The organism is Planktotalea sp., assembly GCF_965659345.1.
Lineage (GTDB): Bacteria > Pseudomonadota > Alphaproteobacteria > Rhodobacterales > Rhodobacteraceae > Planktotalea.
Genome location: NZ_CBFHVK010000012.1, coordinates 36,944 through 60,610 on the forward strand (window position 1 = coordinate 36,944; position 23,667 = coordinate 60,610).

The window sequence follows — 23,667 nt, forward strand, 5'->3', positions numbered from 1 at the left end:
AGGGCTTTGGCGCATAAACGCGCCGCATATGGCCCGTATTTGAAACGAGAGACTGAACTATGGTGATGATTTTTCGCTGGGTGTTACGCCTGACAGGGGCTGCGATTGGCCTTGCTGTTCTCGCGGCGTTTCTGGCTTATTTCCTCGCGTCTCGTTCACTGCCGGATTATACAAAAACGCTGGACGTCGAAGGTATCGCGGCCCCGGTCGAGATTGTGCGCGACAATGCTAATGTACCACATATCTTCGCAAGCAACGATGCTGACGTTTTCTTTGGTCTCGGTTATGCCCATGCGCAGGATCGTTTGTGGCAGATGACCATGTTGCGCCGCACCGCCCAAGGGCGTCTGTCAGAAGTCTTTGGACGTCGCACGCTCAGCATCGACACGCTTTTGCGCCGCCTTGACATCTACCGCCTCGCGAGCTTGTCAGTTGATAGTCAGGATGCGCGCACAAATGACGCGCTCAGCGCATACGCAGCCGGTGTTAATATGCGCATCGCTGAGATTAACAATCGCTCGTTGGGCCGCGGCGCGCCTGAAATGTTTATGTTCAGTGCACCTATCTCGCCGTGGCGCGCAGCTGATTCATTGGCTGTCACGAAACTCATGGCGCTGCAGTTGTCCGGTCATTTGCAGGATGAAGTTTTACGCGCGCGTACGTCGCTTGTTTTGCCTGATGAAGCACGTCTTTCTGATATTCTACCCGATATGCCAGGTACGGGCATTGCAGCCTTGCCGGAATATGCGTCGCTGTTTGATACGCCTTTGCCGCGCTATGCCGCCGTTTCAACCGAACGTCATCCGCTGGATCCTGTTCCAGCACGAGGATTGGGCGGCGCGTCGAACGCGTGGGCTGCTGCCCCGTCTCGTTCAGCCACGGGTGGGACGCTGCTGGCCAATGACCCGCACCTTGGGTTTACGGCCCCCGCGATTTGGTACCTGGCGCGCCTTGAGCTTGAAGCTGGCGGCGTTATTGGTGGTACAATTCCGGGAATGCCTGTCGTTCTTGCAGGGCGCAGCGCTACGATCGGCTGGGGTATCACATCATCCTATCTGGATGATCAAGACTTGTTTATTGAACAGCTTAATCCAGAAAACCCTGAAGAATATCGTACGCCAGACGGATTTAAACCGTTTGAGACGCGCAAGTCGATCATCAACATCAAAGACGATGAACCCGTCACGCTGACCCTGCGTTGGACGGACAATGGCCCTGTGTTGCCGGGTTCTGACTTTTCACTGGCGTCTATCACACCGCAAGGACATGTCGCGGCGCTCTCATGGACGGCGCTCAGCCCGCGCGATACGTCGCTCAGTGCTGCGATTGGGATCATGCAAGCCGCGGACGTTCAAAGCGCCCTGATCAGCGCACAAAGCTATATTGCGCCGTCGCAGAACTTGTCCCTCGTTGACAAAGAGAAAGTTGCGCTGAAGCTTATAGGTGCGATGCCTGAGCGTGACGTGAACCATCAAAGTAAAGGACGCATGCCCAGCCCCGGCTGGATTGCAGAGAACCGCTGGAAAGGCGTGTTTCCGATCGCGACCAATCCAGAATTTACCGAACCCGTTGGTGGTATCTTAGGCAACACGAACAACAAGATCGTTGAACGCCCTTTCCCAGTTCATGTGAGCTATGAATGGGGCGACAGCCAACGTGTGCAACGCTGGCAACGTCTTATGCAGACCCGCCAAGTGCACACACGTGATAGCTTCGTTGAGGCACAGCTCGATACTGTCAGCTTTACTGCGCGTACTTTGCTACCGCTTATTGGCGCCGACCTCTGGTTTACGGGTGAACCTGCCCCAAACGGCACACCAGAGCGCAAACGCCAAATTGCTCTTGAGTTGCTTGCCAACTGGAACGGCGAAATGAATGAGCACCTGCCAGAGCCTTTGATCTATTCCGCCTGGCTGCGCGCCCTTCAAGACCGGCTCATAAAAGATGAGCTAGGTCCCTTGGCCACCGAATTTAAACATGTTGAGCCGCTTTTTATCGAACGCGTGTTTCGCAATATTGATGGGGCGTCTGAGTGGTGTGATATTTTGCAATCCTCACCAAAAGAAACCTGCACCGATGTGTCGCGCATCTCGCTTGATGCAGCGATTTTGTGGTTGGAGGAAAACTATACCACTGATCTGGCGTCCTTGCGTTGGGGGGATGCGCATCAAGCGACCCATGATCACGCAGTGCTCGGCGATGTGCCAGTGTTGCGCTATTTCGTAAATATTCGCCAATCCACGTCTGGGGGCGACAACACGTTGATGCGGGGGCGTACACAGGGTGGTTTAGGTCCTGATGCATTCTTGAATGTCCATGGCGCTGGGTATCGCGGCGTGTATGACTTCGCTGATCCGGACAGCTCGCTCTTTGTGATTTCGACCGGTCAGTCAGGCCATCTCTTTTCGCGTCATTATGATGACCTTGGCGCACTATGGCGGCGCGGTGAATATATCCCAATGTCACTTGATGAAGGGCTTGCGCGCGCCGCAGCTGTGGGCATCACGACACTTATGCCAAGCGAAGACTAACCGCTTCGGGCGCAGTCTAAATGTTGTCACCGAGGTCGCAGAACATCTTAAAGCGAGTCGAACTGCGCGCGATCTTTGGCTTTCCAGCGCAGGTCCAGCTCAAACCCAGTTTCGCCCTGCCGCTCTGCTTCAACAAGGGAGCGTTCAAACAACCACGCTCGTTTGCGACCGTCTGAATACGGTAGCACCATCGTCTCTTCGATGATCTCACCTTCTAAAGCAAATTCAACGGCTTGTACGAAGTCGCTCATGCCAAATCCGGTTACGGACGACGTCGCTATCACTTCTTCATGGCGCGCGGCACGGGCCAGAACAGCATCGTGATCTTCGGACTCTAGCAGGTCGATCTTGTTCCAAACTTCGATCTGTTTGGCGTTTTCACCAACCCCGAGCGAGGACAGAATACTGCGCACATCTGTTGCTTGTTCTTCACTGCCTTCGTGCGAGATATCACGCACATGCACGATAAGATCAGCCGCCAACACTTCTTCCAGTGTTGCGCGAAACGACGCCACGAGCTCTGTTGGCAAATCAGAAATGAAACCAACCGTGTCCGAAAGAATAACCTGTGGCCCATCAGGCAGTTCAACCGCGCGCATTGTCGGATCAAGCGTCGCGAACAGCATGTCTTTTGCAAAGACCTGCGCGCCGGTCAGCTTATTGAACAGCGTCGACTTTCCCGCATTTGTGTAACCAACAAGAGCGACAATCGGAAACGGCACTTTTGCACGCGCTTCACGGTGCAGCGCGCGGGTTTTGACGACTTTTGCAAGCTTGCGACGCAGACGCACCAATTGATCATCAATCGCGCGGCGATCAGATTCGATCTGTGTTTCGCCCGGACCGCCAACAAAGCCAAGTCCACCGCGCTGGCGCTCCAAGTGGGTCCAAGCCCGCACCAAACGTGTCCTTTGATAGCTCAAAGCAGCCATTTCAACTTGCAACACGCCTTCACTGGTGCGCGCGCGATCCGAGAAGATCTCAAGGATCAAACCCGTGCGATCCAGAAGCTTAACACCCCACGCCTTTTCTAAGTTGCGCTGCTGAACAGGCGTTACAGGACCATCAATCAGAACGAGGTCTATCTCGCTTTCCTCAAACACAGTGTGCAGTTCTTCGATCTTACCTTTACCAAACAGCATGCCTGAATGTGCTTTGGGCAGACGTACAATCGTCTCGCCAAAAACCTCTAGTCCGGGCAAGGCTTCAGCCAAAGCAACCGCCTCTGCCAAAGCAGGTTCGGGCAAACGCCGGTCATTGTTGCTTTTGATGTCAGGATGCAGGACCCACGTACGGGTCACCGACGGATCATGCCCCATCAGTTTGCGTCTTCACCCTCATAAAGAGAGATTGGCTGGCTTGGCATAATCGTCGAAATCGCATGCTTATAGACCAACTGAGACTGTCCATCGCGGCGCAAAAGAACACAAAAGTTGTCAAACCACGTGATCACACCTTGAAGCTTTACACCGTTGATCAAGAAAACAGTGACAGGAACTTTGGTCTTGCGAACATGATTGAGAAATGCGTCTTGCAGGTTTTGTCTATCAGTGGCCATTGGGGCATGCCTTTATTCTTGCGTTATTATTTTTGGGCGCAGCAATACGCACGATACGATCGCGCGATCCATAATGACAAAAGTATGTCGTCTTGAGCGCTGAGTTTCCAGCGCTTTTTTGTATCAAACCAGATTATCTGCCTTTGTGCGTTATCGTCGCCAAAGTCCCGGTGTCAAAAGCGCGATGATCGCAAGGGTTTCCAAGCGCCCCAATATTGTTGCCGCTGCAAAGCAAAGCTTTGCCCCTGTTGAAAGATCGGTCAAAAAAATTGGGTCCGGTCCTGCAACGTCTAACAAAGGTCCAGTTGTCGAAAGCGCGGCGACAGACATGATCAAAGCATCCGAAAAACTGGCCCCAAAGCCGGTTAAAGCCAACGTCACAACTGCCAGCGACATGGCGAACAACATGAAAAAGATCCAAGCCGTATAAGCACCTTGTCGACGGATGCGACGATTACCCGCCCCTTTGCCGCTCACAGAAGACGGATGGATCAGCTTTTGCATCTCCCGCAGCCCATTCAGATAAAGCGTGAAAACGCGTAACAATTTCACACCACCCGCCGTCGTCGCAACACCACCGCCCATCAGGGCCAGCCCCATCAAGATAAGGCCTGGTGTTGCCAACCCTGACCAATCTTGCGCGCCACTCCATTCCGAGCTGATAAAGCCAGTTGTCGTGAGAAACGACAAAACGGTGAACATCCCGCCCCAGAGCGCTTTCAAGCCAAGCCAAATGTTGTCTTCTTCATTTACTTCAAACGCGCCGAGCCAATGGCGCATGAACAGCAAAAACGGCACTCCAACCACAAGGATGATCCCGATGCGAAATTCAGCATCTTCATGCAAGCCACGCGTTTTGCCAGTAATTGTATCAGTCGAAAACGTCAGTCTTGAGAGCGCAAATAGTAAGAATACAAAGATCAAAAACTCCGCCGCGACGGCGTTGGCACTTTCTTCAACGCCACCGAAACCTGAAATGCCGCTGGTGGACATCGTCGCCATCGCATGCATCAGGCCTTGAAGCGGTGTGTCACCCGATAAGATCAAACAAAACCAGAGTGTCCCTGTCAGCCCCGCATAGATTGGAAAGAACAGCTTTGCAGCACGGATCAATCGCTGCCCCGGCGAAGCCGCGCGCATATCAAACCGGCGCAAACCGCCCTGCCCCGGCTCTGCGCTGGTGGTGACTTCAAAGCCTCCAAGATTGAGCGGAGCCAAGATCGCCGCAGCTGCAATCCACATCAAAAGCCCGCCAAACCACGCGATCATTCCACGCCACAAATGCAAACTGTCAGGCAACCTAGTATGATCTGGAAATAGTGTCGCCCCTGTCGTCGTAATGGACGACACCATTTCGAAATACGCATTCACAAAACTTGTAGTGCGCAAGGCCTCATAAAACGGAACCGCAAGGATTAAAGGCAAAACAGCAAAAACCGCAAACAACGCAAGCAGATGTTCAAGGGCACTGTTCTGAGACGGGCGACCAGACAGTGCGATGCCAATCATCGCACAAATCATCAAACCCAAAGTTGCTGAGTAAAAGAAACTACGCGCGACATGAAAAGCATCTTGGCTGAGCGCATGGATCGCGGGCACATACATTGCTAAAAGGGCAAGTATGATAAAGATCAGAAAAACGGGTAGCTTCAGTATACGCTCAAGCATGCGAACAGCTCAGAAGAAATCAATGGAAACTTGAAGCAATCGCTCCACTTCGGGCACATCCGCACTCATAGTGAAAAGTGCAATTACGTCGCCTTCTTCCACACGCAACTTACCTGTCGGGCGCAAAAGTTTGCCTTCTTTCAGAACACCGCCAACCAACACGCCTTCGGGGAAACCAATGTCGCGGATCAACTGGCCGGCCAAGGGTGACGTCGACAACACCTCCGCCTCGATCATCTCAGCCTCTGCGTCGCCAATCGAGTAAACTGCACGTACGCGCCCATGGCGAATGTGACGCAAAATGGAACTCACCGTCGTTGCACGTGGATTGATGTAGGCGTCAATGCCAAGCGGGCCCATTAACGGCACAAGCGTTGGGTCGTTAATCAACGCAACAGCCATCGGACAGCCTGCGGCTTTGGCACGTACCGCTGCTAACATGTTTGTCTTGTCGTCATCTGTGACGGCCAACACAGCATCGGCACGATCAATATTGGCTTCGCTCAACAGCGCACGATCAAGGCCATCACCGTGCAAAACAATCGTGCGTTCTAATTCATCCGCGGCAAATTCTGCGATGCGACGGTCTTTTTCGATGATTTTTGCACGCACGCGGGTGGTTCGTTTTTCCAACGCTTGCGCAACGGCCAGTCCGACATTGCCACCACCAATCAGCACAACGCGCTCTTGCGTGCGGTGGGTTTTGCCAAAAATCTCCATCGTGCGACCAACGTCATCCACGTGACAGAAAATGTAGCACTGATCGCCAACAAAAAGTTGGTCTTCCGCTTCAGGGGCGAAAAGTGTTCCCTCGCGTCGCACACCCACAACAATAGAACGCAGCGTTGAAAACAAGTCCGTCAACTGCCGCAGCGGCGTGTTAATCACGGGGCAATTCTCTGCAATCTCAAGGCCAAGCAATTGCGCCTTGCCATCAAAAAACGTTTCGGTGTCAAATGCCGAAGGCGCAGACAATCGCTGCAAGGCCGCGTCCGCAACTTCTTTTTCAGGGCTGATCACAACATCAATCGGCATGTGATCGCGGCGATAAAGATCAGAGTAAATCGCGTCGAGGTAGGACTGCCCCCGCAAACGCGCAATCTTGCGCGGAATCGAAAAGACCGAATGGGCCACCTGACAGGTGACCATATTCACCTCGTCCGAATGGGTTGCTGCGATAATCATATCCGCGTCGCGCGCACCTGCTTTGGACAAAATATCTGGATAGCTTGCAAAACCAGCAATGCCCTGAACGTCCAAGGAATCCGTTGCACGACGCACAAGCTCGGCGTTGTTATCAACCACCGTCACATCGTTTCGTTCACCGGAAAGATGTCGTGCGATCTGCCAGCCGACTTGACCCGCACCGCAAATAATGACCTTCATGATTGGCCTCTGCTCAACTCACGTTCAAACTGCATGACAGAGACGCCTAAACCCGTCAATGCCGCTCTCTCGCTTCATTTTTCCAAATAAACTCAAACCTGCGGCCGAAAGGCCGCTCAAACAAGCGCGCCTTAAAGGCGCTCAATCAGGTCAGTTTCCTTGGCTCTAGCTTGCCTCTTCTTCCTCAACCTGCGCAACACGCGCGCCGGCTTTGTTCGTGGTGACAACACCCAAAGACTTTAACTTGCGGTGCAAAGCGGAGCGTTCCATTCCAACAAAATTCGCAGTGCGCGAAATATTTCCGCCAAATCGATTGATTTGCGTAAGAAGATATTCCCGCTCGAAAGCTTCGCGCGCCTCACGCAATGGCAACGTCGCGAGAGAACCCGAGAGAACAACACGGCCCTCTTCATCGCTCGCATGCTGCTCATTGGGTAGTTCTTTTGCTTCGATCGGGCCTGTCCCATCCCCTAGGATCAAAACGCGCTCTACAAGGTTCTTCAATTGACGCACATTGCCGGGCCACACCATCGTTTGCATCAACGCAGCCGCTTCGTCAGAAAACTCGCGTGCGCTCAAACCTTGGCTCTTGTTGCATTCCGCTATGAAATGCGCACCAAGCAGCGGGATATCTTCGCGACGCTCCTCCAGCGATGGAACAGGGATCGGAACAACGTTTAGACGATGGAATAACTCTTGGCGGAAACGATCTGCTTCAATCTCTGCTTCAAGATCACGGCTTGTTGACGAAATAACGCGTAAATCAACGCGCACCTTGTCAGTGCCCCCGACCCGCGTAAATTGCTGATCCACCAGAACGCGCAGAATTTTGCTCTGCGTGCCAAGCGGCATGTCTGCGACTTCATCAAAATAGATTACACCGCCATTTGCTTGCTCCAGCAATCCAGGCTGTATGCCTTGATCTTTGCCTTCTTGACCAAACAACACTTCTTCCATGCGATCAGGTTCTACCCCTGCGCAGTTCACCGTCACAAATGGCGCATCAGCGCGATTGGAATTTGCGTGGATGTAGCGCGCGGCGACCTCTTTTCCGGCACCCGCAGGCCCGCGCAAAAGAACGCGTCCGTTGGACTTGGTCACTTTATCGAGTTGGGAAATCAACGTCCGGAATGCCGCACTATCACCGATCATTTCTGTGCTTGGCGCATCCCGACGTTTGAGCGATTGGTTTTCGTGACGCAAACGCGATGTTTCCATTGCGCGGCGGATCACGACCAAAAGCTGGTCAATATTAAAAGGCTTTTCGATAAAGTCATACGCGCCTTGCTTGATTGCGGCTACGGCAATCTCGATATTGCCGTGTCCGGATATAATAACGACCGGCACATCAGGATAATCCTTCTTGATCACCTTCAGGATATCGATGCCATCCATCGAGCTGTCTTTGAGCCAAATATCGAGGATCATCAACGCGGGTTGTTCTTTAACCACTTGCGCCATGCACTCATCCGACGTGCCCGCAAGCCGCGTCGTAAAGCCCTCGTCCTCCAAGATATCCGATACCAGCTCTCGGATATCACGCTCATCATCCACAATTAGAATGTCGCCCATCATTCTCTCCACCAATTAACTTTTTGTTGTTTTTTCAAGATCCTGCGTCCTCCACATTTAAAAGCGGCAAACGCACCACAGCCATCGCACCTGCTTGGCCTTTTCCATTCATCAAAGGTGCATCGGTTAGCACCAATGATCCTCCGTGTTCTTCAATAATTTTTTTAACGATTGGCAAGCCAAGACCCGTGCCTTTGTCGCGTGTTGTGACATATGGTTCAAACAAGCGTCCACGATCCTCTGGCAAACCAATTCCACTGTCTGCAATCTGGATCAGAGCCACATTCGACTCTTGCGTGAGAGAAATCGAAACCTTTCGAACGACATCCGTTTCGCCGTGCTTTTCTATGTAGCTCTCTATCGCTTCACCAGCGTTCTTAATGAGATTTGTCAGGGCCTGAGTGATCATTGTCGCATCAAATTCTGCGATCAGATCAGTTTCTGGCAAGGTCACATCAAATGACACATCCGGTTGTCCGACTTCTTGCAAAAGCGCTGCGTCGCGTACCATTTGCGTCAAATCCCCTGTGCGGCGATCTGGTTCTGGCATACGCGCAAATTTGCTGAATTCATCCACGATACGGCGCAAATCACCGGTTTGGCGAATGATGACGCCGGTCATCTGTTCAAGCTTTTCGGCGTCATCCCCAACTTGTGGCATAAATTTGCGCTGAATACGCTCCGCCGAAAGTTGGATCGGTGTTAGTGGGTTCTTGATCTCATGGGCAATGCGTCGGGCCACATCGCCCCACGCGGCCATGCGCTGCGCTGTAACCAGATCGGTCACGTCATCAAAGGCGACAACATAACCCTCTAACGTGCCATCATCACGAAAACGCCGTGAAACACGCACAAGCAGGTTTTCAAGTTGACCATCACGGCTCACTTTGATCTCGCTTTGCGCTGTGCTCACCTGACCGCTGGTGAGTTTCTCCAGCAGCGGGCCAAACTCTGGAACAGCAACAGACAGTGCAACATCTTGTTGGTCTTCATGCCATCCCAAAAGGCGCTCTGCGGATCGGTTTACAAAAGAAATCCGCCCATCTTCATCAAGCCCAACCACACCGGACGTGACTGAGGACAGCACAGAATCAAACATGCGCCGACGTCTTTCGATCTGCCTGTTGTTGTCCATCAAAGTATCACGCTGTGCTTTGAGCTGTCGCGTCATCTGATTAAAATAACGCCCGAGCATCGCGATCTCGTCATCGCCTTCTTCCTCAAGCACCTGAACATCAAGGTTGCCGCTGCCAACACGTTGCGCCGCACCTGTGAGACGGCCAACAGGACGTGACAAACGCTCCGCAAACCACAGCCCAAGCCAGACTGCCGCCAAAATAAGGATGACGGCAAAGCCAATGTAGATAAGTCCAAACTCAAAAAGGCGCCTGCCCCGTTCGCTTTCTTGTTGTTGATAAAACAGCGCTGTTTCTTGGGTTTCATCAAGCAATTTAAGCAAATCGCCATCCACATCGCGGCTGACGTACAAATACTCATCAAGATAGCCTGTTAAGTGCACCAAGGCGCGAAATTCGTTGTTCTCCCAATCTTTGATGATAATCAGCCCGTTTTCGCGTGCCGCTTTAATTTGGATCGGAGCGAGTTCATCAAAATCAAACAGGTAAGATCGCTCGCCACGCGCTTGAACTGTGCCTGTGCCATCAACGACAAACGCTTCGCGCAAGCCGCGTTGGATCTGGAGTTGTCCATCTACCAGAACTTCGCGCATGCTGGCGGTGAAAGAGAAACGTACTTCGCCGCGCCGCGCATTAAGATAGGCTGCAAGGGCTTCTGCATCCTGCGTTAAATCGCGGCGTTGTTCCGTTTCATACGCCTGTGCTGCTGCTAAAGAGTTTCCAACAACACGTTGAACACGTTGCGAAAACCAGGCTTCGAGACCCATGTTGATCGTCAAACCCGCAAAAATCGCAACAGTCACAGTCGGTATCAGCGCCATCAGGGCGAAAACGCCAGTCAGCCGCAAATGTAGCCGTGAACCCGCAGACCGTGCGCGCCGCGCAGAAATCATGCTGGCGACGCGCTGTAGAACCAAAGCGGCAACCACCAGCACGTACACCAGATCAATAAGCAGAACAAAACGCAGCCCAGGTCCGCCAGCATTTTGATCAAGCGGGCCAAGCACAAGAAAAGTCGCCAGCGCAAGAACAGGGCCAAGCGACACCACGCCAAGCGTTACAGCATTCTGCACACGTCTTTGCCGACGCAGGTGCGAAAAACGCACCCACCAAGACGGCTTTGCTCGCTGCTCCGCTTTCAGCGGCGCAGGCTCTGTTACAGGCTGGCTCACGCTCTGCCCTCGATCTATGGGAGCTATCGCTCCACCGCCAAATTCTGTGACTCTCGTTGCGCTTTCACCAAAGGCGATGCGAATGGGCCACGTTTATGTTGCGGTTTTACATCAATTTGCGTCGCCGTGTCACGCTAATATCGAGGTCTGTTATCTTCTTACGCAAGGTATTGCGGTTAATGCCCAACAAATCAGCACATTTAGCCTGATTTCCAGCCGTCGCTTCGAGCGATATTTCTATCAAAGGTTGCTCAAATTCGCGCAAAATGCGTGCATAAATGCCAGCTGGCGGCAGCGCACCGCCGTGTAAATCAAAATATCGACGTAGATGACGCTCCACAGAGGCAGAGAGTTTTTCGGTCGAATTGTTCCCTGTTAAAACAGGTTCGAGGTCTGGCTGATTGCCAAGGACCGCTTCAATTTCACTGCGCGTGATCTCGTCTGTGCGGGCATTTAGCCCTAGCCGGCGCATCGCGTTTTCAAGTTGGCGCACATTTCCGGGCCAAGTGTAGTCATGCACAATCTTGCGCGCCTCAGCACCCAACGCCCGTGGCGCACTGTTTTCAAACTCTGGTTTGCTCAAAAAATGCGTAGCAAGAAGTTCGATATCATCCACACGTTCGCGCAAAGCCGGCACATTCAACGCCGCACCATCAAGCCGGTAGTAAAGGTCCTGACGCAACGCACCGCTTTCAAGGCGGCTCGAGAGATCAACCAATGACGTTGCAAGAAAGCGTGGCACATGTTCGCCTGGCGAATCCATCATGCGCACTAGGCGCGCTTGTGCCTCAAGATCAATGTCCGCAATCTCTTCAATCAAAAGCGTGCCGCCTTTTACGCGCGCAAGCACGCGGGCTGGACCTTCGATATCTTGCAAATCCGCCGTCGTCACCGCAATAAAGGGGAGCGTGCGACGATCAGAGAAATCGTGAATTGTACGCGCAATCGCTGTTTTGCCTGTCCCAGATTCCCCTGTAATCAAAACTGGAATATCCGTGTTCATCACGCGCGCAATTAGGGCGTAGAGCTCTTGCATGACAGGCGTTTTACCAATCAATGGCAAATCATCGCTTGTGTCACGCTCATCAGGTGCCGCTTTTGATGCTGTGCCGCGCTTTTCCAACGCGCGCGCGGTGCGCTTCATAAGATCCGGCAGATCAAATGGTTTGGGCAGATAATCGTAAGCGCCAACTTCGGTGGCCTTGATCGCGGTCATAATTGTGTTCTGCGCAGAAATAATGATGACAGGCAGGCCCGGTCGATCCTGTTGGATTTTCGGCAACATTTCGAGCCCATTTCCATCCGGCATCATCACATCCGAGATCACGACATCACCGCGCCCTTCTGCAACCCAGCGCATCAAAGTGGTCAGCGATGACGTGGCATGCACCTTGCATCCTGCGCGCGTGAGGGCTTGGGTCAAAACAGTGCGAATTGTACGATCGTCATCAGCGACGAGAACTGTGCCGTCCATTACGCGGTATCCTTGTTTTGTGAGGGTGATTTAGTCGCCATAGGCAGTGAAAGCCGAAAAACCGTGCGTCCTGGGATGGAATCTACTGCGACCCAGCCACCATGATCCGCAATGATTTTAGAGACCAATGCCAGCCCGAGACCGGTGCCGTTTTCGCGGCCTGATACAAACGGGTCAAACACGTTGTCTGCAAGCTCTGGTGGCAGGCCCGGGCCATCATCAATTACTTCGATCTGGAGCGGTAAAGCCCGCCCGTCACCGCCCGAGCGGCGTAGGCTGTAGGAATGTTCGAAATAGGTGCGCAGCTTGATGGTGCCACCGGTTTCAGGTGCGGCCTCAGACGCGTTTTTGAGCAAGTTCAAAATGACTTGCAGCAATTGATCCTTGTCGACATGCGCATGTGGCAAAGACGGGTCGTAATGCTCTTGAATTGTCATACGCGCGCCCACACCGAGCAATGTCGAACGCCGCGCGCGGTTCAGCACATCGTGCAGGTTCACACTGTCCAGATCCGGCGCATGAAGGTTGCCGAACTGCTCAACTTGATCGAGCAGTTTTACGATGCGTCGCGATTCTTCGACAATAAGATCGGTAAGCTCGAGGTCTTCGCTGGAGAGATTCATCGACAAGAGTTGCGCAGCGCCAGTGATGCCTGCCAACGGGTTTTTGATTTCATGGGCCAGCATTTCTGCCATACCAATCGCGGATTTCGCCGCCGACTTTACGCCCTCGCTTTGACTTAAACGGCCCGCCAATTCCCTTGGTGAGATCATCAAGATCATCATGCCGTCAAAGCCTGAAAGAGGCGCAATCTGCAAAGTGCATTGCAGCGGTGCCCGCTCGCCCGTGCCCACGTTAATGTCATTGACAAACAATGGGGACATGTTGGCACGAGCGCGCCCTAATGCGCGCTCGATCGGTGCGTCGACTGCGAGTTTGTCCCAGATTGGCGTTCCTGTCAGCGCTTTGGCTGATGAATTGAAAAAACCCTCTGCTGCAGGATTGATGTCGGAAATCTTGTCGTCCTTATCGATAACAACCGTTGCAACCGGCATCGACATCCAGATCGTTGAATCAGTAATCATGCGGCCACCATCTCTTTTTGTGGTGTGGCAAGGGCATCAGGGAGCAGCGCCATCACCTCTTGTGGTGTGCGTGTTGTCAGTACCTTTTTACGCAATGCAGGCAAAGTGCCGACACCATCCATGTACCAGCCTAAATGCTTACGCGAGACACGGCTACCAAGCTCTTCGCCGTAAAACGACAGCATTGCAGCATAGTGGGTCTGCACCATTTCTATAAGCGCTTGGTCCTTTGGAATAATTGGCTTTGGAAGATCATAAAGTTCGGCTGCGATTTGTGCCAAGACCCAAGGACGACCTTGCGCGCCGCGCCCGATCATCACGCCGTCTGCGCCACTTAGACGTAGTGCTTGGCGCGCTGTCTGTGCGTCAACAATATCGCCATTGGCAATCACAGGAATCTTCACGGCTTCTTTGATGGCTCTGATCGCGGCCCAATCCGCGTGGCCCTTATAAAACTGGCAGCGCGTTCGGCCGTGAATAGTCAACATTTTGATCCCAGCAGCTTCGGCGCGCGTTGCGAGGTCTGCCGCATTCATCAGGTCGGCGTCCCAACCAAGACGGGTTTTTAGCGTTACGGGTACATCCACCGCGTCAATCACGGCCTCAATCAAGCCCAGTGCGTGATCAAGGTCTTTCAAAAGCGCGGAGCCCGAGTAGCCGTTTGTAACCTTTTTTGCAGGGCATCCCATGTTGATATCGATGATCTTAGCACCGTTGCCCGCGGCCATCTTGGCCGCCTCGCCCATCCAATACCCATCGCGTCCTGCGATTTGTACTGAGGTGTTTATCGCCTCAAACCCCAGCTCTGCTTTTTCGCGGACACCTGGTTTGGCCTGCACCATTTCTTGGCTCGCAACCATCTCGCTGACAACCAAGCCGGCACCGAAAGAACTGACCAAATCGCGAAACGGCAAGTCTGTGATGCCTGCAAGGGGCGCAAGTAAAACTGGCGGTGAAAGCTCTATCGCACCGATATTTAGTGAAGGTTTCATAGCGCTGTCTTACCGCGTGTTTTGAAACTGCTCAATGATCCAATGGGTAAATAAGTGGCAGGGGTGATTATTTGCCTAAATTTTAATCAATTAGGCTGTGATTGCACCGATCTTATTGCTTGGCTATGAAAGCTTAATGAACACAAAACAACAAAATATGCGCATAGGTGCCGTGATCGTCGGAGCCGGACGCGGCACCCGTGCGGGCGGCGAAATTCCCAAGCAATGGCAAAAGGTTTCAGGTCATTCTGTTGCGGCTTGGAGCTGCGCGCGGTTTCGGTCACGTAATGATATCGCTCAGGTGATCTTGGTCATTCATCCTGATGATAGCGATTTTGCCCAAAATATTGAGGGCGTTACGCTGGTGCATGGTGGTGCCACGCGCGATGGGTCAGTGTATAACGGTCTAAGAGCGCTTAGTCCAACTTTGACGCATGTTTTGATCCACGATGTTGCACGCTGTACGGTCAGTGATCGCGTTATTGATGGTGTTATAGATGCGCTGAAAACAAGTGATGGGGCAGCACCAGCCCTGCCCGTTAGTGATGCGCTTTGGATTGGTGAAAATGGCAAGGTCAGCGGCACCCAGGATCGCACGGGCCTGTTTCGCGCGCAAACACCCCAAGGATTTTCGCTTCCTGCAATTCTGAGCGCACATGCCTCGCACACAGGCGGTGCAGCAGATGATGTAGAGGTTGCGCGCATCGCAGGCCTTGACGTTGCGATCACTGAGGGCGATGAAAATAACCTAAAGATAACACTGCCCGATGACTTCGCTCGGGCTGCCAAAATACTGGAGCAAAGAGTGGATATTCGTCTGGGCAATGGCTTTGATGTGCACGCGTTTGAGGACGGTGATCACGTTGTTCTTTGTGGTATAAAAATCCCTTATTCCAAAAGCTTAAAGGGGCATTCTGATGCAGATGTTGGAATGCATGCTGTCACAGATGCGATTTATGGCGCGCTGGGGGATGGCGATATTGGTCAGCATTTCCCGCCCTCTGATCCACAATGGAAAGGCGCCGCAAGCGATATTTTCCTACGCCATGCCGTTGAATTGGCAGCGTCCCGTGGGTTCGCGATATCAAATGTGGATTGCACGCTGATTTGCGAACAGCCCAAGATTGGCCCCCATGCGCAGGCGATGAAAGAAACGATGTCTCAGCTCCTTGAGATCACCCAAGATCGCGTGTCAGTCAAAGCAACCACAAGCGAACGGCTTGGATTTACAGGACGCGAAGAAGGCATTGCCGCCCTCGCAACGGCAACGTTGGTGGCGAAATGACCTTACTTGCACGCCTGATCGGAACGGTCTGCTTCGTTGGGTATATGAAGCCAGCGCCGGGCACTTGGGGGTCGCTTGTCGCACTGCCAATTGGCTTTGTGATCTATCAAGTCGGTGGCTTTTGGCTGTTTTGCGCCGCCATCATTGTCGCTTTCTTCAAAGGCTGGTGGGCAACCGCGCAGATGACAAAGGGGCTTGAAAATCATGATCCCTCAGAAATTGTTGTTGATGAAGTTGTCGGGCAATGGATCGCGATCGCGCCTGTCTTTTTCGCTGCGACGCGCCTTGATATCGATGTGACGCTTCTTTGGCCGGGTTGGCTGGCTGCATTCTTACTGTTCCGCGCGTTTGATATTTTCAAGCCTTGGCTTGTGGGATGGGCAGATCGCCGTGATGACGCGCTTGGTGTAATGCTTGACGATGTGATCGCGGGTATCTTTGCGGCTATTTCCGTTTTGATCCTCGCGGCGTTTTTCCACTTGGTGATCATGTGAGCTTAGCATCGCAAGTTATCGAGTTAGCAAAACAAAGTGGCGTCACGATAGTCACGGCTGAAAGTTGCACAGGCGGACTGATTGCCGCTGCAATAACAGATATTGCAGGCAGCTCTGCGGTGTTTGATCGTGGCTTTGTCACCTATAGCAACGATGCCAAGCGTGCGATGCTCGGCGTGCAAAGCGCAACCTTAGATGCGTTTGGCGCGGTCAGTGAAGAAACTGCACGCGAGATGGCAACAGGCGCGCTTGAACACTCTGCTGCGCAACTTGCTTTGTCTGTTACAGGTATCGCGGGTCCGGGTGGATCTGATTTCAAACCTGAAGGACGCGTGTGTTTCGGGATATGCTACGCGGGTTTGACGCAAGTGGAAACTGTAGGGTTTGGTGCGCTTGGCCGTGAAAATGTGCGCAACGAGGCGCGTGATCATGGATTAAACATGATTCTACGAGCGCTTTCAGAAAGCGCCTAATTCTTAATCTCACCCCCTAGATTGTCGCCTAAACTTTTTGCAGTTAGTATTTTGCTGCATTTTTTAGCGCAGATTCATGCGTTAGCCACTTTTTCCATCAGCACTGAGCGCGCACACAGCCGCTCATCATTACTTTATTCGCAAAGGAGGCTCGCGATGAACGGTGCCGATACAAGTTGGATCATTGTCGCGACGGCATTGGTCTTGTTCATGACCCTGCCCGGCCTTGCGCTGTTTTACGGCGGTCTCGTGCGGGCGCGAAATGTGCTCAGCGTTTTCATGCACTGCTATGCGATCGCGTGTTTGATGAGCATTCTCTGGCTCGCCTTTGGCTATTCCATCGCATTCGGTGATGGCAATGCATATTGGGGCGGATTTGGTAAAGCGTTTCTGAGCGGTGTGACGGCGGATAGCCTGTCCGGCACGATCCCTGAAATCTTGTTCTTTGCCTTCCAAATGACTTTTGCGATTATCACACCCGCACTTATTGTTGGCGCCTATGTTGAGCGCGTCGGCTTTGGCTTTGTTCTAATCTTCTCGGGTCTTTGGATGCTTTTGTGCTACGCGCCTGTCGTCCACTGGATCTGGGGAGGTGGCATGTTGTCAGACGGCGGCATCTTCGGTGAGGTCGGTGTCAAAGACTTCGCAGGCGGCATTGTGGTGCACGAAACCGCTGGTTTGGCCGCTTTGTTGATCGCAGTCTTTCTTGGCCCTCGTAAGAACCAGACCACCCCACCCCATAATCCAGGTTTTGTGATGATCGGTGCTGCGATGCTTTGGGTCGGTTGGTTTGGCTTTAACGGTGGCTCTCAGCTTGCAGCGGATGGTGGCGCAGCGATGGCGCTTACCGTGACACATATCTCTGCCGCCACAGCGTCCTTGTCATGGGCTCTTTGGGAGCGCATCAAATTTGGCAAATCCAGCCTTGTGGGCATCGTTACAGGTACAATTGCCGGTCTTGCCTCTATCACCCCAGCGTCTGGTTTTGTGGGGCCAATTGAAGCTCTGATCATTGGTGCAATTGCTGGTGTCTTGTGCCAGGAAGCTGTGGTTATCATTCGTAACCGTCTTAAAATTGATGACACGCTCGATGTTTTCGCAGTGCACGGGGTCGGTGGTATCTTTGGTACGCTTATGATTGCGGCGTTTGGCGCTGGTTCTTGGGTGGCGCAGATTGGTGGTTTGGCGATCGTTGGCGTTTACACAATCGTTGTCACAATCGTTCTGATCTACATAGTCAAAGCGATCACACCTTTGCGAGTGGATGAAGAGACAGAAACCAACGGCCTTGACCTCGCGGTGCATGGAGAACGTGCATACGACATGTCATCTTAAAAGTGACAGCATAACCAATAGTAAAGGGCTCTGAAGTTTCAGAGCCCTTTCTTTTTTGTGCTATACTGCTCAGTTAGCGATCTGCGTAAAAGCGCCCGCCTGTGTTAAGCTTATTCGCACCGCTCGTTTCAGTAATCACAACAGAGTTGGAGCCAGTAATGCTCGCGCCATTTGTGCCGCGCACTGTACCTGCAAAAGTCATCTGAGCATTTCCCGTCAAAGTACCGGTCGGATCTGCCAAAGCGCCATCTGCTCGCACGGCGATACTTGTGGCTGTCGTTCCCAAAACTGGCAAAGCAACCACCTGATTAATACCCGAGCTGCCTACACTACTGAGCGTGCCTGTCACTTTCGTATCAACACCGCCAATGCGGCCTTCTATGTTCGAGACTGTTGCTGTGATTGGGGATGCCGCGCCGCCAAAGTTCACATCCATCGCAAGATCGCCGTAAACCACATTGTCCGGATCAGTGCGGCTTGCGGTGGTGTGCACTTCTACCTCACCTGTGTAATTCGCAGTTCCGGTCATTGGTGTGGTCGTTGCAAGTTGTGCATTGGATGCATCGAAAGCAGTCACAAAGCTATTTGTAGAAGCAGCTGTCGGCGTCATGCCTGAGGTCGCCACCATCGTTGCGGGTGTCGTGGCAGGCGCGGTCATATTTGCGGCGGGCGTCGCAGAGTTACACGCAGACAAGGCCGCGATAAAGCACAGAGCTGTCGATGCGCGAAGAGTTTTAAAAGTTGTCATAATACACCTAATGATTGATCAAATTATGGTGTTTTCTCGCAAACCAAATTTGATGCGTCTCCCCCCTGATCAGGGGGCTTCATTGGTGTGAACCGCTTTGAGCACCGCGAAAGCAGTTGTAAATGATCAACATTTGAAGAGTTTGACAGGTCGATCCAAAAAGCGAAGTTAAGGGCTGGTTTCCCATTGAGCCACGCGCCCATCCATAACGCGGCGCCAAAGGGGTGGCATCAATGCAATCACCGCCATCATAGGCAAGCTGTAGGGAAGCATCGGCATGTCATCCCCTAGCAGTTGTAGTGACGGATAGTTTCGGCCCGGATGGGTGTGGTGGTCTGAGTGACGTGGGGCATTCAACATCATCGCCGAAGAAAAGCGGTGCGGTGTATTCCAACTGTGCTGTGGGCCAACAGGTTCAAACTTGTCATTTGCCAACATTTTGCGGCGCAGCCCGTAGTGCTGGACATAATCGCTTAGAAAGATCTGAAGCTGCGCATAAAGCCCGATCAATGCCCAAATAAGCGCCCCTTTGATACCGCCAAGCGCGAAGGCTGCAAGCAAGCACGCCGCACCGCCAAATTGATACATAACGTAGGGATGAAGCCCCTGCCCTTTACGGCGTTTGTTTTCGGCAGCGTAGCCCGCGCGAAACGAGCCGATCCAAGCGCGTCCAAAAAAGCGCCAGAAGCCTCGTCCTTTCGGCGCTGACACAGGATCCTTTGAGGTGCCAACATGCACGTGATGCACCAGTGGATGCGCTGATGCGTGATGACCCATAAGGATGGACATATAAATAGCCTTGCCCAAACGACGCAACGGTCGCGTCGATCGGTGGATCAACTCATGTGCATTTGGATGCCCGATCTGGCCTGCGAAAAGCGAGGTCGCAAAAAAGAGCACGATCTTTTCAAGGGTCGAATGCTGCGTGCTTTGTGCGAGTGTGAAAACTACGACACCCAGAACAACAAAATGCGCGACGGCCAATGCGGCGCTAAGTGTGTCGGACGCAGGAAATTCGCTTTCAGGGTCCGCATTCGCCATCACATAAGGGCTTAGCCGATCAATCGCGTAGGCGAATACAGTGATATAAAGCAGCGCGGCCCAGACCCAAAGCCCCCCAAACACAGCACCCATAAGTAACAATGCGACAATACCGAACGTCGCAACTGTAAATCTGAGCATTGTGGCACTCCCTAAAACGCATGCGTTTGTTAGCTTGATGGAGTATATAGCGCCTCTGCGCGCGCTTCAAAGGCACGCACGACACGTTGCATCGCTTCATTAAAGACGATGCCGATTATTCCCTGCAAAATCGCGTTTTTGAACTCGAAATCGACAAAGAACTGAACGTGACATCCGCCTCCGTCTGCGTCCTCGAACGCCCAGTTGGATTTCATATATTTGAACGGCCCATCCAGGTATTCGGTATCAACTTTATGCTCATCTGGGTGCAAGACCACGCGACTGCCGAATTTTTCGCGAAACACTTTGAAGCTGATGACCAGATCCGCAAGCATCTCCTCGCTCGCGCCTTGCGGCGTGCGAGACCTGATGCGCGCGGCAGAGCACCATGGCAAAAACTGCGGATAGGATGCCACATCTGCCACAAGATCATACATCTGTTGTGCCGTGTAGGGCATGTGGCGATTTTCAGAATGGGTTGGCATAGCCGCGATTTTCCCGTTAACAAACTCCCGCTGCATGTCATATGTGTGGCACCGAAAATCAAGGGGTAGCCATGTCACAGCGTCCATATGTCATTGATCAAATGATTTCGGCCAAGTCGATTGCCGCGCGTATCGAAGAATTGAGTAATGACATCGAAGCCGAGTTCAAAGGCACGGACAAGCTTGTCGTTGTCGGCCTTTTGCGTGGATCATTTGTGTTTATTGCGGACATCGTGCGCGAGCTGGATTTACCTGTTGAGGTCGATTTCTTGGAAGCGTCTTCTTACGGTGATGGCATGGAAAGCTCTAGAGAAGTACGCATTCTCAAGGACTTGCGCGGCGCTATTGAAGGGCGTGATGTGCTGGTAGTCGAAGATATTGTTGATACAGGACATACACTCAATCATGTGACGCATCTTTTGCAGTCCCGTAACCCTGCTCGTTTGAAATCCATCGCTTTGCTCGACAAACCAACACGGCGCGAGGTTGATTTTCGCTCCGATTGGATCGGTTTTGAAATTCCTGATGAATTTGTCGTGGGCTACGGAATTGATTTTGCGCAGCGCAACCGCAACCTGCCCTTTATCGGTAAAGTACGATTCAGCGAAGCTGATCCAGAACCAGATCAACAATGATCAACCGGCGCCACTTTTTACGAATGGCCCGCTGGGCGCGCAATCCACCTTCTGAAAAGAAGGTGAAGTTTGTGTTTGGCATCATCTTGGTCTGTGCCGCTTTGTTCTTGGTGGAGCGCTACATCGGTTGGCCCGATGCCCTGCGCCCCAACAATTTCAAACTCTAAGCCGCAGCTGCCGCTGTCTCGCGAATGCGTGTGATCATCGCCGCCAATCCATTAGAGCGTTGCGCAGACAGATGATCATTCAACCCAAGGCGTGCAAGTTCGGACTTGGCATCTACATCGGTGACATCCGAAACTGGTAAGTCATTGTAAAGCATACGCAAAACGGCGATTAAACCATTGACGATCATTGCGTCGCTTTCGCCCTCAAAGCGAAATACACCATCGGTTATCGTCGGGTGGAGCCATACCTGACTGGCGCAGCCGTCTACTTTCGTCGCGGGCACTTTCAGCGCATCCTCAAGCGGATCCATAGCTTTACCTTGCTCAATTACATGGCGGTACCGCTCTTCCCAATCCTCAAGAAACTCGAAGTCTTCAACAATTTCTTCAAACGCTGCGCTGGCCATGGTCTGTCCTTTCTTCGCTTTCCTTGGAACTAGGTGGCAATGATGCAAAGGTCCAGTCTGCTCTTGCTGCTTTTCAAGGTCGCAGAGATGGGATAAATCATCTGAGAGCAAAGACGAGGAAAAAAATGACAGTCCTGACACAGCGTACGCGCCCTTTTCTCTTTTGTGCTGCATTGGCCTTGGCCGGATGCGGTGGTGGGCTTGCTGATAGCTGGGTAAACCCGGGCAATTGGTTCGGACAGTCCCGCAGTCAAGCGATTGATGCGAGCGGCCCAGTGAATCCTTTGATCCCCAAGCGCCGCTTAGGTCAACGCGCACCTGTTGAATATAGCGGAAATGCCGTTGATCAGGTCAAATCGCTTCGGATTGAACGCAAACCCGGTGGCGCGATTATCAATGTGGTCGGTGTTACGGACGCGATTGGGTATTACGATGTCCGTCTGCGTGCAGAAAACGACAATAAGCCTGTGAAAGGCGTGCTGACGTATACGCTTAGCGCAGAGCGTCCTGCCGATCTGCTCAACGGATCAGAAGCTGCGCGCCAAGTCGTGGCTGCGCGTTTCGTGAGCGATCAACAGCTTGAAGGCGTGCGCACAATTGTGGTGCAAGGCGCGCGCAACCAGCGTAGTACGCGTCGTCGCTAAACGAACCTAGACTGGAACGAGAATAACGTCGTTGCCTTTGGCTGCGAGCGCGATTTCACCGTTGCACAGTTTAAGAGCATCCTCACCAAACACCTCATAGCGCCAGCCTTGAAGCGCGCTGACACCACGTTCGCCTGCTGCGATCGCATCGAGCTCTGACGTCGGTGCGACAAGTTTGGACGCGACACCAGCTTGGCCCGTTTTGGTTTTGAGCAAGACGCGCAATAGATCAGCCAGCGCCGGGTTCACCTGAAGTTTTTCATACTTTCGATCAAGCTTAGGTAAATCTTTGTCTTTACACGCAATTCCAGCTTTCACAGCGGCTAGGATACCATCGGCAATATCGCCGCGGCGTGCCTCACGCAGTAAAAGACGCGAGCGCCCTAAGTCATTGGCATCTTTAGGTTTTGTTGCAGCCAGTTCCACCAATGCATCGTCTTTGTATACACGGCTACGCGGGATGTTACGGGTCTGTGCATAATCTTCGCGAAAGCGCGCAAGTTCGCGGACGATGGCAAGAAACCGCGGGCTGTTGTTACGGGTTTTCACGCGTTTCCAAGCATTTTCTGGCAAGGTGATGTAGGTGTCTGGCGTGTTGAGGATCTTCATCTCCTCATCTACCCAATGGGCGCGGCCTTGATCCTTCAGTTTTTTCGCAAGAAATTCATAGACTTGGCGCAGGTGTGTCACATCCGCCAAAGCATAGGTTTTCTGCGCATCACTCAAAGGGCGACGCGACCAATCTGTGAAGCGTGACGATTTATCCAACTCTGCCTTTGCAATTTTGCGCACCAGCGTTTCATAGCCGACCTGTTCCCCAAATCCACAGACCATCGCGGCCACTTGCGTATCAAACAAAGGCGCCGGAACAACGCCTGCATCCACTTGGAATATTTCGATATCCTGACGCGCTGCATGAAAAACTTTGACCACATTGGGATCTTTGAACAACTCATAGAGCGGATCAAGCGATAGACCCTCTACCAGTGGGTCCACCAAGCAACCGGAACTGTCATCCGTTCCCGGCATCGCCAGTTGAACGAGGCAAAGTTTTGAGTAGTAGGTGCGTTCGCGTAAAAATTCAGTGTCAACAGTCACATAGGGGTGTTTTCTGGCCTCTTCGCAAAACGTTGCAAGTGCCTCGGTCGTTGTGATTGTTAACATGCAGATTTGCCCAACTGATAGGTATTCATCTCTGGCCTACGCCAAAAAACCAATGAAATAAAGGGGCTCAAAGG

Annotated in this window: 22 protein-coding genes; 8 read left to right on the forward strand and 14 right to left on the reverse strand. The window is 52.6% G+C overall.

All coding sequences use genetic code 11. From position 1 onward, the window contains the following. Positions 1-59: 59 nt before the first annotated feature. Complete coding sequence (locus ACTG3Z_RS11235; RefSeq protein WP_439143161.1) at positions 60-2,531, forward strand: penicillin acylase family protein; 2,472 nt, start codon at positions 60-62, stop codon at positions 2,529-2,531. Between the two features lie 47 nt (positions 2,532-2,578). Here ACTG3Z_RS11235 and hflX read toward each other — a convergent pair whose 3' ends face one another. From hflX to dusB, 9 genes are all read right to left on the reverse strand, one after another. Further along, entirely contained in the window at positions 2,579-3,850 is a 1,272-nt protein-coding gene (gene hflX / locus ACTG3Z_RS11240; RefSeq protein WP_439143162.1) for a GTPase HflX, read from the reverse strand. Next, positions 3,850-4,089: an RNA chaperone Hfq gene (gene hfq / locus ACTG3Z_RS11245; RefSeq protein WP_072631698.1), complete on the reverse strand. Its 240-nt coding sequence runs from the start codon at positions 4,087-4,089 to the stop codon at positions 3,850-3,852. Before hfq ends, hflX begins: the two co-directional genes overlap by 1 nt. Positions 4,090-4,239: 150 nt before the next feature. Beyond that, entirely contained in the window at positions 4,240-5,757 is a 1,518-nt protein-coding gene (locus ACTG3Z_RS11250) for a TrkH family potassium uptake protein (protein WP_439143163.1), read from the reverse strand. A gap of 9 nt (positions 5,758-5,766) precedes the next feature. Then, the gene (gene trkA / locus ACTG3Z_RS11255) at positions 5,767-7,143 is read right to left on the reverse strand and encodes a Trk system potassium transporter TrkA (protein ID WP_439143164.1); all 1,377 of its coding nucleotides are present in this window, start codon (positions 7,141-7,143) and stop codon (positions 5,767-5,769) included. Between the two features lie 165 nt (positions 7,144-7,308). Further along, positions 7,309-8,715 (reverse strand): nitrogen assimilation response regulator NtrX, encoded by a 1,407-nt coding sequence (ntrX, locus tag ACTG3Z_RS11260; protein ID WP_439143165.1) that lies wholly within the window; start codon positions 8,713-8,715, stop codon positions 7,309-7,311. A gap of 34 nt (positions 8,716-8,749) precedes the next feature. Then, positions 8,750-10,957, reverse strand: a complete 2,208-nt coding sequence (locus ACTG3Z_RS11265; protein ID WP_439143247.1) for an ATP-binding protein — start codon at positions 10,955-10,957, stop codon at positions 8,750-8,752. 172 nt (positions 10,958-11,129) lie between these two features. Beyond that, the gene (locus ACTG3Z_RS11270; RefSeq protein WP_439143166.1) at positions 11,130-12,497 is read right to left on the reverse strand and encodes a response regulator; all 1,368 of its coding nucleotides are present in this window, start codon (positions 12,495-12,497) and stop codon (positions 11,130-11,132) included. After that, positions 12,497-13,582 (reverse strand): two-component system sensor histidine kinase NtrB, encoded by a 1,086-nt coding sequence (locus tag ACTG3Z_RS11275; RefSeq protein ID WP_439143167.1) that lies wholly within the window; start codon positions 13,580-13,582, stop codon positions 12,497-12,499. The genes ACTG3Z_RS11270 and ACTG3Z_RS11275 overlap by 1 nt, the downstream gene beginning before the upstream one ends. After that, positions 13,579-14,574, reverse strand: a complete 996-nt coding sequence (gene dusB, locus ACTG3Z_RS11280; protein WP_439143168.1) for a tRNA dihydrouridine synthase DusB — start codon at positions 14,572-14,574, stop codon at positions 13,579-13,581. The genes ACTG3Z_RS11275 and dusB overlap by 4 nt, the downstream gene beginning before the upstream one ends. 157 nt (positions 14,575-14,731) lie before the next feature. Here dusB and ACTG3Z_RS11285 point away from each other — a divergent pair, with 157 nt between their 5' ends. The 4 genes from ACTG3Z_RS11285 (at position 14,732) to ACTG3Z_RS11300 (ending at position 18,161) form a co-directional block, all read left to right on the forward strand. Continuing rightward, positions 14,732-15,859 (forward strand): bifunctional 2-C-methyl-D-erythritol 4-phosphate cytidylyltransferase/2-C-methyl-D-erythritol 2,4-cyclodiphosphate synthase, encoded by a 1,128-nt coding sequence (locus tag ACTG3Z_RS11285; protein ID WP_439143248.1) that lies wholly within the window; start codon positions 14,732-14,734, stop codon positions 15,857-15,859. Then, on the forward strand, positions 15,856-16,353 hold the full coding sequence (locus tag ACTG3Z_RS11290; RefSeq protein ID WP_439143169.1) for a phosphatidylglycerophosphatase A family protein: 498 nt from the start codon (positions 15,856-15,858) through the stop codon (positions 16,351-16,353). Before ACTG3Z_RS11285 ends, ACTG3Z_RS11290 begins: the two co-directional genes overlap by 4 nt. Then, entirely contained in the window at positions 16,350-16,826 is a 477-nt protein-coding gene (locus ACTG3Z_RS11295; protein ID WP_439143170.1) for a CinA family protein, read from the forward strand. The genes ACTG3Z_RS11290 and ACTG3Z_RS11295 overlap by 4 nt, the downstream gene beginning before the upstream one ends. 156 nt (positions 16,827-16,982) lie before the next feature. After that, positions 16,983-18,161, forward strand: coding sequence for an ammonium transporter (locus ACTG3Z_RS11300; RefSeq protein WP_439143171.1), 1,179 nt, complete (start codon positions 16,983-16,985; stop codon positions 18,159-18,161). Between the two features lie 73 nt (positions 18,162-18,234). Here the strand turns inward: ACTG3Z_RS11300 and ACTG3Z_RS11305 are convergent, their stop codons facing one another. From ACTG3Z_RS11305 to ACTG3Z_RS11315, 3 genes are all read right to left on the reverse strand, one after another. Then, a complete protein-coding gene (locus ACTG3Z_RS11305; protein WP_439143172.1) occupies positions 18,235-18,909 on the reverse strand; it encodes a hypothetical protein in 675 nt (224 codons plus the stop codon). A gap of 168 nt (positions 18,910-19,077) precedes the next feature. After that, positions 19,078-20,091, reverse strand: a complete 1,014-nt coding sequence (locus ACTG3Z_RS11310; protein ID WP_439143173.1) for an alkane 1-monooxygenase — start codon at positions 20,089-20,091, stop codon at positions 19,078-19,080. Positions 20,092-20,120: 29 nt separating this feature from the next. Then, complete coding sequence (locus tag ACTG3Z_RS11315; protein WP_439143174.1) at positions 20,121-20,576, reverse strand: type II toxin-antitoxin system RatA family toxin; 456 nt, start codon at positions 20,574-20,576, stop codon at positions 20,121-20,123. Positions 20,577-20,647: 71 nt separating this feature from the next. On the opposite strand from ACTG3Z_RS11315, the gene hpt reads away from it, so the two are divergent. Together hpt and ACTG3Z_RS11325 are read left to right on the forward strand one after the other, a co-directional pair. Beyond that, on the forward strand, positions 20,648-21,211 hold the full coding sequence (gene hpt / locus ACTG3Z_RS11320; protein WP_439143175.1) for a hypoxanthine phosphoribosyltransferase: 564 nt from the start codon (positions 20,648-20,650) through the stop codon (positions 21,209-21,211). Further along, entirely contained in the window at positions 21,208-21,378 is a 171-nt protein-coding gene (locus tag ACTG3Z_RS11325) for a hypothetical protein (RefSeq protein WP_439143176.1), read from the forward strand. The genes hpt and ACTG3Z_RS11325 overlap by 4 nt, the downstream gene beginning before the upstream one ends. Here ACTG3Z_RS11325 and ACTG3Z_RS11330 read toward each other — a convergent pair. Next, positions 21,375-21,785, reverse strand: coding sequence for a SufE family protein (locus tag ACTG3Z_RS11330; RefSeq protein WP_439143177.1), 411 nt, complete (start codon positions 21,783-21,785; stop codon positions 21,375-21,377). The two genes, ACTG3Z_RS11325 and ACTG3Z_RS11330, sit on opposite strands and share 4 nt — an antisense overlap. A gap of 125 nt (positions 21,786-21,910) precedes the next feature. Between ACTG3Z_RS11330 and ACTG3Z_RS11335 the strand changes: the two genes are divergently transcribed. Then, positions 21,911-22,429 carry a hypothetical protein gene (locus ACTG3Z_RS11335; protein WP_439143178.1) on the forward strand — a complete coding sequence of 173 codons (519 nt, stop codon included), beginning with the start codon at positions 21,911-21,913 and terminating at the stop codon, positions 22,427-22,429. A 6-nt stretch (positions 22,430-22,435) separates the two neighbouring features. Here the strand turns inward: ACTG3Z_RS11335 and rnd are convergent, their stop codons facing one another. Next, positions 22,436-23,593 (reverse strand): ribonuclease D, encoded by a 1,158-nt coding sequence (rnd, locus tag ACTG3Z_RS11340; RefSeq protein ID WP_439143179.1) that lies wholly within the window; start codon positions 23,591-23,593, stop codon positions 22,436-22,438. Positions 23,594-23,667: the final 74 nt, after the last annotated feature.